Here is a 9881-nt window from a genome sequence, read left to right as displayed (position 1 = left end):
CTTGTCATCTGAGACATGCGCTCGGTCTGCTCCTGCAACAATCCAAGTAGCTTGGCCGTATCGGGCTGCGCGTCGGGGTGCTCGGAGCAAAACAGCTCTATTTGGGCCTGCATCAGCGCCAGCGGCGTCCGCAGCTCGTGCGCAGCGTTGCCCGTGAACTGTCGTTGCGCAGCAAAGCCCTCGTCAAGGCGGTCGATCATGTTATTAAATGACGCGCTGCAACGCGCAAGCTCCAATGGTACGTCTTCGCTAATCTTCATGTCAGCCAGGTTGTCGGGCCGTACGTTTTCGACCTGAGCCGCAAAGGACCTCAGCGGCTTGAGCGCACATCCGCTCACGAAATACGCCAGCACACCTCCGAGCAGCGTTATGCCTGCCGTTATATACCAGCTAGCTGTGCCAAAGGACTCCTGCGCATCGCTCACGACGATGGTGAGATCGTGGTCAATCTCCTCGCTCGTCGGATCAAACGAGCTGGGGTGGTCCCCATTGATGTCATCGCGTGCTGCGAGACCAATGCCAATCGACTCCATGGAGCGCATGCCTAAGTAGCCAATCAGGCAATTGAGGAGTACGCAGGTCAGACACAAAAGCAGCGCCGTCATCAGCGTAATGCGCCATTGCAGCGAGAGTCGTTTCACTTAGGCCTCCTCCATTACATAGCCCTCCCCAATGCGGTTGCAGATGGGGTCGTGCCCCAGGGCGCAGCGCAGCTTTTTTCTGAGCGACGAGATGTGTACCCTCACCGAATTGCTAAAGCTGTTCACACTGCTGTCCCACACATGCTCGATGAGCTCCTCCTGACTTATGGGGCGTCCCTGGTTGAGCATGAGATATTCCAGGATACCTGTTTCCTTGCGGGTCAAAGACAAGACCTCATCACCGATGGCTGCTGTACGTAGCTTGGTGTTGAAGCAAAGACTTCCGCAGGTCAGCACAACATCGTCTTGCGTAAAGTGCCTAAGTGTCAGACTGCGAATACGCGCTGCAAGCTCATCTAAATGAAATGGCTTGGTTAGATAGTCGTTGGCCCCCGCGTCCAGCCCCGCCACCTTGTCGGCAACTTCGCAGCGGGCTGACAAGATGAGCACCTTGGTTTCTCGGTCATTCTCCCTAAGGGCCTTGAGCACGGTCATGCCATCGGCATGGGGAAGATTGAGGTCGAGCACGACAAGGTCAAAAGTTTCGACAGCAAGCATTTCTAAGGCTTGGCTCCCGTCGTAGCTGCAATCAACGCTATAGGCAAGATTTCGCAGGCTGCGCGCAATCGCATCGCAGAGCACCCGCTCGTCTTCGACAACCAAAATACGCATGACACTCTCCTCGGGCAGGTCTTTTCACGCTTAACAAAGATTTTATGGCCGGTATGGTCCAATGCTACGCGAGATGAAAGGAGCGACCAAATTGTTCAAAGCAATAAAACCCATAGCTCAGTCTGCCTTGCTGGTCATCGGGATAAGCATGGTGTGCTTTGGCGTTATGCGCGGCGAGGCAGACGCCGTGCTGGCTAAGGCTATCAGATTATGCTTGGAGTGTGTCGGAATTGGATAAGAAAAATAACTCCGCCTCACATCTTTTGAGCCGTTTTCGCACGTGGGTGCAGATGGTGGCAGCGTTGCTCACCAATATCCACCTGCCCAATTTCGTGAGGGGCGGCATCTATCAGGGTACGGGCAAAACGGTCTGTGTACCTGGCCTCAACTGCTATTCGTGTCCGGCGGCCTCGGGCGCGTGTCCCATAGGCTCGTTTCAGGCGGTGGTGGGATCCTCAAAGTTCAGCTTTTCCTATTACGTGACGGGAACGCTGATTTTAATCGGCGTGCTGCTGGGACGCTTCGTATGTGGGTTTTTGTGTCCGTTTGGCTGGTTGCAGGAGCTGCTGCATAAGATTCCCGGCAAGAAGCTATCAACAAAAAAACTCAAGCCGCTTCGGTATGTGAAGTACGCCGTGCTGTTGCTTGCTGTAGTTTTGCTTCCAGCGCTGGTGATAAACGATATAGGCATGGGCGATCCCTTCTTTTGCAAGTACGTTTGCCCGCAGGGGGTACTTGAGGGCGCAATCCCGCTGTCAATCGTTAACGTCGGCATACGCTCTGCCTTAGGCCGGCTGTTTACTTGGAAGCTCATCATCTTGGTGACGGTGGTTGTGCTAAGCGTGCTCTTCTATCGTCCTTTTTGCAAATGGATCTGCCCACTTGGCGCATGGTACGCGCTCATGAATAAGGTTTCCCTGCTGGGAATGCGCGTTGACCAGCACAAGTGCGTCTCGTGTGGTAGGTGCGCAAGGGTATGCAAGATGGACGTTGATGTCACGCGGTCGCCCGACCATGCCGAGTGCATTCGCTGCGGCAAGTGCGTAAGCGCCTGTCCCGTTGGTGCCGTTAAGTTTCGCTACGGTTTAAGCCTGCCGGACAAACATTCTTCTCAACCACGCGAGGACAAGCAGCACGTAAAAGCAAAGATTTAGGTTGTAAGAAAACGGAGGAAAGTTATGAGTGTTATGAAGCTACCAAAGATTGCAGTTGCACTGGTGATGTCTGCGCTGGTGTTATGTCTTGCGGCTTGCTCGACGCCCGGAGCTGATAAGGGCAAGCCAGCAGGAAGCGATGCGGACATCGAGGCCTTTATTGCAGAGGAGCCAAAGAACGCCGAGGAAGCAAGCGATCTGTACAACAGGCTCATGCAAAAGGAAAACGACATTTTCTCAAGCGATAAGGAGCTGTGGGAAAAGGTATTTGCTGAGGCAAACAAGGATTCCTCGATGATAGGGAACGGCTCAAATTACGGTGAGTTCCTGCTTTCCACTGTGGAAAGTGCCAAGGATAAGTTCTCGACTGATGAGCTCAACGTACTCAAGGCAGGGGCCGAGCAGATCAAAAAGATTGAGGATAAGCTTACGGCGCTCAAGAAGAAGTTCCCCGACTGCGTAAAAGCACCTGAATCAGGCGATAGTGTTGATGCATCGAGTGCGGGAATGACAGGCGATACAAGCAAGTCCACCAAGTTCCCCAGCTTTAAGGGCAAAGATCTTGATGGTAACGACGTGAGCAGTGATGAGCTTTTCTCAAAGAGCAAGGTGACTGTGATGAACTTCTGGTTTACCAGCTGCAAGCCGTGCGTGGAAGAGCTTGGAGAGCTTGAGGCGCTTCACAAGAAGCTTGCCGAAAAGGGAGGCCAGGTCGTAGGTGTTAACTCCTTTACGCTCGACGGCAACAAGGGCGAGATCTCGGATGCCAAGGATGTCCTGTCGAAGAAGGGCATTACCTACAAAAACGTCTGGTTCAAGACGGATAGTGATGCGGGTAAGCTTGTCTCGGGGCTCTTTTCCTTCCCGACCACCTACGTTGTTGATAGCAAAGGCAACATTGTAGGAGAGCCCATCGTAGGTGCAATTACGTCTGCTGCGCAGCGAGAGGCGCTGGACAAGCTGATTGATCAGGCGATCGCGAACAGCGCGAAGTAGGGTTTGACACCACACAACGCAAGGAGCTTAGCATCTGCGGCTGCGCGGTATACCACCGCGCAGCCGCACTGTTGTCTATAAAGATGCAATTCGCGGCTCACTTGCGCTAGGGACTCATGCCTCAGGATTGGATCGGCTCATCTCTTTGGGCGCAAGCCAACCTCTAAAGAAGCCTCCCTGAAACAGGGACACGATGACAAAGAACACGTTTGCTATGGGGATGAAAATGAACGATGGAATGAGGATGCGGGTGTAGTGGGTTCCGGCATTTGCGCCCGCGCTGACAGCACATCCCTGACGTATGAGGAAAAATAGGACGGTCGAGCTGAGGACAAGCAGGATCAGCAGATTTATTGCCGTGTCCGCCAGGACATCAAGCGTCGTGGATTCATTTGGCAGCAGTTGGTTTAGCAGCAAGCTCACCGGTAGCAGGACAAGCTGAAGGCTCATGAGCACGGCATTCACGTTGAGCATGACGCCACCTCCGATGCCTACACCTCCGCACCAGATAAGGCCGGATCGTGCGCAGAAGTTTTCGAGCGTCCGCATGAGGGGCTCGCTCTGCTTGCCCTCAATAAATCCGTTGTTTGCGATGCAGTAGAGCCGGGGATGAAGGTCGTGAGCCTTGCAGAACATCTCCGCCTCCTTGAGAAACTCGAGAACGTGAGAGGGCACGCCGTCTACGTAGAGCGGCATGCTGAGGACGACAGCGTCTGCCTGGCAGAGGTGCTCCAGAACGGCTGGAAAGTCGCTGCGCCTTCTGAGCGCGAGGTGGCTCACCGTGCCACGTACGCTCAAGCGCTGGACGTGCGCGAGCAGCGCAGAGGCGCTCAGCCGCTTTTTTGGACTACAGCTGACGATAAGGGTCCTCATAGCGCACCTCGCAGCTGTGAGAGATCGTCAAGAAAAGTGACTTCGCAGCGCTCGAAACCGTCGTTGATAGCGTTGCGCTGGGCAAGCAGCTGGAAGGTCTCGCGCTCCCGTGCGGTGATGTCCCCATAGACGATGACCTTCCACAGGTTGTGAGGTCCGTAGCGCAGACAGTGGTGCATCTGGCCTTCGCGATAGCAGCTCAGGGGCGTGGAGCTACCGATGCTCCGGTCGAGCACCGCCTTGACCTGGGAACTGTAGCTGCCATAGAAATTTTCCGTGATGACGGTGACTCTATCCGCCTGACCGATGATGCGGCAGACCGTACGGAGCTTGTCTTTGATGAAGCATTCGGCAGGATGCTTGGTCCAGCAGTTAAAACAGCCCTGGCATCCGGCATATCGGCCGTCTGCCTCAATGACGTGGTCGCAGTGGTTTGCGAGCAGGGCGCTGTATTGCTTGTCGAGGTCATGCACGATGACGTCCAAGGGCCCTCCAAAACTAATCGCATCAGTTTTCCGCGCGTTTCGCAGCATCGCAGACAGGGGTGCGTCGAGACGCATGGGGACGCAATGTTGATATCTCAGCATAGCGGTTCTTTATCAGGGCAACGTGTGCCTGACGTAATGGTTCTGTCAGATTGGGCGGATGGCGCCGACGTGAGAATCGCCAAAAGGACAGCGCGTGCTCGCTAGAAAAGCCCCATGCGGGCTAGATACCCCCCCGCTATCCCTTCAAGGCAAAGATTTTGATGCGTTGCGGCAGGATGCCCAGGTCAATGGGTAGTTCTGGCCCGTCATCTCCGTCGCGCCCGCAGCGCAGACTACCGTCAAGGCACTCGATGCGGATGTGCTTTCCGCTCAGCAGGAGCACCTGGTCGCTCTCCTCGGCAGTTCTTGTCAGGATGTTCGGAAGGAGGGACATAAGCGAGGGGAGTGTCGCCTCCTTGAGCACGGCAAGATGAATGAGGCCGTCGCTTTCCGTGGAGCTTTCTTCGGTGGTGACCATGTTGACCATGGTGTTAACCGAAAAGGCGACAAATGAGTTGACGTCTTCCACCGAGCGCTTTCCGTCGACGGTGATGCGCAGGCGGTAGCTCTCGTCTCCGCCGATGCGCTGAAGCTCGCTTGTCACATAGGCCAAAAACCCAAAGCGACTTTTGTCCTCAGAGGAGACGTCGCGAATACCCTCGGGCAGCGATCCGCCGGTTACCGTGTAGGTAAAAGGCGTTCCGTTGACGGTACCGATGTCGATGGGGCGCGTGGACGTGAAGTCCATAGCCTCAAGGGTAGATGTCACATCGGAGGGTATGCCGAGGGTGCGGGCAAACCCGTTGCCTGTGCCGCCAGGAAGGATGCCAAGGACAGGTAGCTCATCGCTGTCTGCGGCACTGTCAAGCAAACCGCGGACCACCAAGCTCACGGTGCCGTCGCCCCCAAGGGAAAAGACAGCGTCAACGCCGCTGGTCCGAGCTTCGCGTGCCAGTTTCATGGCGTGTTCGGCACTGGTGCTCAGCTGGGTTGTCACCTCGTCAAAGTGTTCTTCGAGGAACTTGCTTACGGCCGAAACCTCTTCCTCGGCATCAGCCTTTCCCGAACTGGGATTTGCAATAAGAAGCGCCGTGCTCATAAGGACCCCCTTTTTGCTATAAGAAATGCCATGCTCATACGCACCTCTTTTTTGGTTGATTTTATTATGACGCAGTTGGCCATCGGGGCGACGGGAAGTCAATTCTGATAGGTAAACACAAAGGTATTTCCTAGCAATTTAATTTGAGTTTTCGCGGGGGGGTTATACTTCTATGTATTTATAGGTACCTTAACATTGTCTTTGGCGTTGCGGTTCTTACTGCTGCCGTCGTAGGCTTTGGTATGCGCATGCGGAACCATCACCCGCACCACGATGCTCCGCATACGGTATGGGGTGAAAGGGAGACGATGACCACCACCAGACGGCTATTAGCCGCATTCCTTGCGATTTTGCTCGTTGCGCAACTTACCCTTTTCGTTGACTCTTCCTGGGCGCGTGAGCAGCCTACGACGTCATCGCCTGTTGAAGAGCAAGTTTCCTCTCAGGGGGGCAGCAACGTTGGTAAGGAAAGCAATGCCAACACGTCCGCTGACACGGAGAAGGCCACACAGGACAGCTCTAAAGGGCGCTCCAACGCAGCGTCCGAGGATGACGCAGCCAACGCGTCTGCGCCTGCTGCCGACTCGCCAGCGATGACCTCTACACCCAAAGGCGCGCCGCTTCGCACTCCTGCGACCCAACCCGTTATCGAGGGTACCCTCGTCTCAAAGGATGGCGAGACCACCTACGGTGCTCTCTCTGATCCCAAGGCTACGCTAAGCCTTCCAAAAGGCAGGAAATTCAACCTGCGCGTTCATGCCGTCTTCCCCTCGGCAACAGACAAGTCCATCGAGATCGCCCTGCCCTATGGCATGCAGTGGGATACCTACTTTGACTTTGACAAGACGCTCGGCTGGGTGGGCGAGCTTCAGAAAGACGGTGTTGTCAAGCCGCAGCAGCAGACCGATGCCGCCAAGAAGCCGTCCGTTGTGTATGACAGGAGCTCTGCGGGCACGCTCACTCTGCGCTTTCAGGACACCACGCAGGAGGTCACCTTTGACCTTCCCATGGGTCTTGCCTTTAGCTTCAATCCAGGTCTTGCAAATATCACGGATGCCATCACGCTCACGCAGGCCTACACCAAGGCGGGTGAGGCTCCCACCACACAGAAGGTGGGCGCAGACCTGTCCGTGACACATCTGCCCAAGCTGGGAGATATTCGCTTTGCTAAAGATTACAGCAATCTCCTTAATGCCAACGGCAATGTGGAGATAGGAGCTGACGACCCCCAGGGTACGGGCCATGACATCGCTTGGATTGCAGCCCTTGGTCCGCAGTACACCACTTCCTATGAAGCACAGATGCTCGAGGACTACTACCTGGCCATGCTCGCACCCGAAAAGGCCGAGTACCTAGGTCGCTACTCTCCTGATGGCAACAACGGCGTAAAGGAGAAGGATCTCAAGGTGTATGGTCCCGGGGAGCAGTTTACGCTCAGCACGGGCACTACCTACACCGTGCCAGCTGGCAAGAAGCTCTACGTGTGGCGGCGCACGAACGCCGCTACTATTCCCATCTCCGGCTATGAGACGGCCTTCAACCCCATGTGGCGCTTTCCTGTGGCTGACTTTCCAGTGGGAAGCGTGGTCGAGATCAGCCAGATTGACGTGGGCGCCAAGTTCTACAGCCCCTCTGGCACAAGCGCCTACCTGCCCTATGACGCCTCCAAGCTCAAGACTAGGCGCTATGAGATTGCTAAGCCCAAAGAGGATGTGTACGTCAACACCACCATGTACAAGCAGAACGCCAATGACAAGGACTGGCCCCTGTGGGAGGGCTACATAGCCGACAACGAGGTCTATCTGGGTGCTCCCGGATACGAGCACACGCAGAATCGCACGCTTGGCTACTTTACCTTGGGCAATCGCGGTACTGGCAACAGCAAGCCCAAGACCATCATCATTGACTACGACGTCAACGACACCAAGATTGCGGGCGTCACGGATCAGGCCCTGCCCTTCATCTCAAAGGCAAAGCCAGACGGTACCCAGCCCACCCAAGTGAGCGACTTTACGGTGACATTCTGGAACAGCAAGACGGGCAAGACCTTTACCCGCACGGTGGATAATCCCAAGCAGCGCTTTATCGTGGATGACGTGTTGGGCAAACATACCGAGGATATCTACATCAAGCATATCGAGTACAAGATCAACACCATACCCGCTAAGACCAAGTTCACCTGCTACGAGAATAACCAGACTGGATTTGAGGGCACGACCGAACAGGCTGGTTTTTACTTCCGTGGTCGCGTGCTCACCAACGAGGTGCGCGAGAAAGGCAAGTGGGGAGATGACCCCACCCTCTTCAAGACGCGTATCCGCATTGAGAACACAGGCGAGGAGGAGCCCACGTGGCACCATCGCAACCAAAATAAGTGGGACTTCAACGATGGCAAGGGTGAGGTGCTCCTAAAGTACCCTGGTCGTTCCTATGACCACGTAACCATCGGTGACACCTTCACGGCCTTCACGGGCAAGAGCTTCATTCAGGGCCATGGCCAGGTGTTTGCCTGGCATGGTGGCAATCCCATGGTCTTCACTGTTGGTGACACTATCAACAACTCGACCTTCGACTATTTTGATCCTAGGTGGGACGGCAGTGCCCAAGGTCAGCAAACCTACAAGGCCATCTACTACGTGAGCCCCCTTGGCGACGATTTGAGCTTTCAGATGACGTATCGCTCAGTCTATGGCTCAAAGGAAGACTGGAACAAAGACGGCGCCGTAGATGAGCGTGGTCGTGTCAGCCCCAAGCAGCCAAACGTGTACGAGGTACCCGCCTCGGATGCCCTCAAGGCCACCTATCCCAACGCCAAGGTGTACAAGCTTGACTTTTCTGGCTTTACGTCCAAACAAGACATCTATGACACACGTGCAACGGGCCCCTTGGTGGCATGGCGCGAGGAGTCCAAGCTAACGCCCTACGCTATTATCCAGACGTATTGGGCATATACTGCCCCCGTCGAAGTGAAGGTGAGCTTTGCGTCTGACCCCGAAAAAGATGTACCGGGCGAATATTCTCAGCTCATGTGGTATGAGTACGACACGGACACCACTGAGGACTTGGTGTATAGCAAAGACGGGTTTGCCAAGGACAAGTGGGACCTTAATGGCAACGGCAGCACGGACGACCTTCTGGGTGCGCCCATGGGCAAGTGGATAATTAAAGCACCCACGGATCTGGTGGTGACGTCGGCTGCCAAGATGGCCACCCAGCCCGACACGCAATATATCACCTACGACGGCGTTGCCAAGACGGGCATTGGCGCCAACAGCACGGTGGACTATCGCCTGATTGCAAACAATCCCACCACCAACGATGCCAACGGCTTCAAGGTGTACTGGCCCGTGCCCAAGAAGGGGCAGAACTGGGGAAAGGCCATCCAACCCAAGGGAGCATTCCAGTTTGACCTCTTTTTGAATGGCAGCATCAAGAGTGAGCTGCCAGCGGGCTACAAGGTCTTTTATGCCAAGGACGCCACGCCCACGAGCCAGGCGCTCGACTGGGACGGCTTCGCCTGGACCGAGGAGGCAGATACCGCCTCTTGGACGCAGAAAGACTGGGACGCCGTAAACTTTGTGCGCATCGAGTCTCCGGCAGACAGTGTCTTTGCGGCCAAGCAGCGCGAGCAGTTCAAGTTCAACCTCACCTTGCGCGATGTTCCCAAGGAAGACTTCGAGAAGAACCTTCTCGATGTCTATACACCCATCTACCTGCGTGATTTGGGTTCGGGCAAGGGATATCGCTATGGTCAGCCCGTTGCCATGACGCCGCTTCCAGGCTTGCTGGCAGGCACTGCCTGGGTGGATGCCGACTACGACGGCAAGATGGATGCCGCGGAGGCCTCCAACGTGATTGCCGACGTGCGCATGGAGCTTCTTGATGCGCGAGGCAAGGTCGTTGACACGGCGACCACGGA

At 55.5% G+C, this 9881-nt stretch carries 9 protein-coding genes; 4 read left to right on the top strand and 5 right to left on the bottom strand.

All coding sequences use genetic code 11. The features are described from left to right. Both Q0X25_RS05565 and Q0X25_RS05560 read right to left on the bottom strand, forming a co-directional pair. Positions 1-641 (bottom strand): histidine kinase dimerization/phospho-acceptor domain-containing protein (locus Q0X25_RS05565; protein WP_298579718.1); only part of this gene is annotated, 641 nt, incomplete at its 3' end. Then, positions 642-1313, bottom strand: a complete 672-nt coding sequence (locus Q0X25_RS05560; protein WP_298579715.1) for a response regulator transcription factor — start codon at positions 1311-1313, stop codon at positions 642-644. It lies immediately after the preceding gene. 73 nt (positions 1314-1386) lie between these two features. Here Q0X25_RS05560 and Q0X25_RS08535 point away from each other — a divergent pair, with 73 nt between their 5' ends. Genes Q0X25_RS08535 through Q0X25_RS05550 form a run of 3 tightly spaced genes read left to right on the top strand, consistent with a single transcriptional unit; the run spans position 1387 to position 3463 of the window. Beyond that, positions 1387-1551, top strand: coding sequence for a CD1871A family CXXC motif-containing protein (locus tag Q0X25_RS08535; protein ID WP_367270404.1), 165 nt, complete (start codon positions 1387-1389; stop codon positions 1549-1551). 52 nt (positions 1552-1603) lie between these two features. After that, positions 1604-2467: a 4Fe-4S binding protein gene (locus Q0X25_RS05555; RefSeq protein ID WP_367270405.1), complete on the top strand. Its 864-nt coding sequence runs from the start codon at positions 1604-1606 to the stop codon at positions 2465-2467. A 24-nt stretch (positions 2468-2491) separates the two neighbouring features. Beyond that, positions 2492-3463, top strand: a complete 972-nt coding sequence (locus Q0X25_RS05550; protein WP_298579711.1) for a TlpA disulfide reductase family protein — start codon at positions 2492-2494, stop codon at positions 3461-3463. Between the two features lie 114 nt (positions 3464-3577). Here Q0X25_RS05550 and Q0X25_RS05545 read toward each other — a convergent pair whose 3' ends face one another. The 3 genes from Q0X25_RS05545 to Q0X25_RS05535 form a co-directional block, all read right to left on the bottom strand. After that, the gene (locus tag Q0X25_RS05545; protein ID WP_298579708.1) at positions 3578-4336 is read right to left on the bottom strand and encodes a hypothetical protein; all 759 of its coding nucleotides are present in this window, start codon (positions 4334-4336) and stop codon (positions 3578-3580) included. Next, on the bottom strand, positions 4333-4821 hold the full coding sequence (locus Q0X25_RS05540) for an NAD(P)H-dependent oxidoreductase (RefSeq protein ID WP_277259667.1): 489 nt from the start codon (positions 4819-4821) through the stop codon (positions 4333-4335). The genes Q0X25_RS05545 and Q0X25_RS05540 overlap by 4 nt, the downstream gene beginning before the upstream one ends. A gap of 238 nt (positions 4822-5059) precedes the next feature. Next, on the bottom strand, positions 5060-5962 hold the full coding sequence (locus Q0X25_RS05535; protein ID WP_298579702.1) for a diacylglycerol kinase family protein: 903 nt from the start codon (positions 5960-5962) through the stop codon (positions 5060-5062). Between the two features lie 308 nt (positions 5963-6270). Between Q0X25_RS05535 and Q0X25_RS05530 the strand changes: the two genes are divergently transcribed. Next, the coding region (locus Q0X25_RS05530; protein WP_298579699.1) for a hypothetical protein at positions 6271-9881 on the top strand (3611 nt) is incomplete at its 3' end.

The sequence above is a fragment of the uncultured Olegusella sp. genome (assembly GCF_947253395.1).
Classification (GTDB): domain Bacteria; phylum Actinomycetota; class Coriobacteriia; order Coriobacteriales; family Atopobiaceae; genus Olegusella.
This window is presented reverse-complemented; position numbering and strand designations above follow the sequence as displayed.

What these genes read in the sequence shown, in the direction of transcription:
- Q0X25_RS08535 (WP_367270404.1), top strand. Translation starts at nt 1,387, where the DNA reads ATGAAAGGAGCGACCAAATTGTTCAAAGCAATAAAACCCATAGCTCAG.
- Q0X25_RS05560 (WP_298579715.1), bottom strand. Translation starts at nt 1,313, where the DNA reads ATGCGTATTTTGGTTGTCGAAGACGAGCGGGTGCTCTGCGATGCGATT.
- Q0X25_RS05535 (WP_298579702.1), bottom strand. Translation starts at nt 5,962, where the DNA reads ATGAGCACGGCGCTTCTTATTGCAAATCCCAGTTCGGGAAAGGCTGAT.
- Q0X25_RS05555 (WP_367270405.1), top strand. Translation starts at nt 1,604, where the DNA reads ATGGTGGCAGCGTTGCTCACCAATATCCACCTGCCCAATTTCGTGAGG.
- Q0X25_RS05545 (WP_298579708.1), bottom strand. Translation starts at nt 4,336, where the DNA reads ATGAGGACCCTTATCGTCAGCTGTAGTCCAAAAAAGCGGCTGAGCGCC.
- Q0X25_RS05550 (WP_298579711.1), top strand. Translation starts at nt 2,492, where the DNA reads ATGAGTGTTATGAAGCTACCAAAGATTGCAGTTGCACTGGTGATGTCT.